1 protein-coding gene is annotated in these 961 nt (G+C 41.3%); it reads left to right on the forward strand.

Going from position 1 to position 961, the window contains the following annotated elements:
- The first annotated feature begins 213 nt into the window (after nt 1-213).
- A complete protein-coding gene (locus ELS82_RS25350) occupies nt 214-600 on the forward strand; it encodes a VOC family protein (protein WP_134837807.1) in 387 nt (128 codons plus the stop codon).
- Nucleotides 601-961: the final 361 nt, after the last annotated feature.

Consider the following 961-nt stretch of genomic DNA (forward strand, 5'->3'; position numbering starts at 1 on the left):
TGCTTATCGTGTTTAAGGTATTCTGTTTTCAAATCAAGTTAATGAGTGCGTAGCAAAATTTGCCTAACAAACAGTTCAAGCAGATTCGTAACGCTCGGCGAATTTACTATGCGTTGTGTTTGGTGTTTTAGGCGGTTTGCAGAGGCTTGCTCAGTGCGTTACTCTCTACTTAACTGGGCGTTAGGCGCCATGCATGCGATACAAGGAAAGTATATGAATCTAAATCAAGTAACTTTGGCTGTTGATGATATCAATTTGGCCGTGGATTTTTATAAAGCACTAGGACTTATTCAAATTGTCAGCGATGAACACTATTCCCGTTTTTCTTTTCCCGATGGAGACTCTACATTTTCAATCTACTTAGACACTGAGAAACGCGGGTTAGAATGTAGAGGTGTTGTTTACTTTGAACATGAAGAACTCGATCAATTGGTAGCAAATCTGAAAGATAAAGGTATAGAGTTCGATCAGGAACCTATCGATCAACCGTTCCTTTGGAAAGAAGCGGTACTAAGTGACCCATCAGGAAACAAAATTAAGTTGTATTGGGCGGGTGAGAATCGATTAAACCCACCGTGGAAAATTGAAGAAAGCGCCTAACAATAAATTTAAGCAGATTCGCAACGCTTGGCACTTTTGGTTTGAATTAGCTTTAGTGTTTACGGCACAATGGTTTAGGTGGGTAGTAGCGTTGCTCACTACTTAATTTGGCGTTATGTTTACTTGAAATTCAAAGGCTTAAAGGTTTTAGGCTCTAGTTCTTTGTCCCTCTGGCATTTCGTCCCTAGTAGACTCAGCAAATCCGTATTGTCGGCCTAAATTCTGGAATCTCTCTGCCCGTAAAACATGCCAATGTTCGCGGGTTGCTTCATTGTCAGGTCGTGGCGGTCGGCTTTTCATTTTACTGGCTCAAAGTCGCTTTTAGGTTCATAACCAAGCAACATTTCAGCTTGGCAGTTGC

It is taken from the genome of Vibrio ouci (genome assembly GCF_004551525.1).
In the GTDB taxonomy this organism is placed as follows: domain Bacteria; phylum Pseudomonadota; class Gammaproteobacteria; order Enterobacterales; family Vibrionaceae; genus Vibrio; species Vibrio ouci.

What these genes read in the sequence shown, in the direction of transcription:
- ELS82_RS25350 (WP_134837807.1), top strand. Translation starts at nt 214, where the DNA reads ATGAATCTAAATCAAGTAACTTTGGCTGTTGATGATATCAATTTGGCC.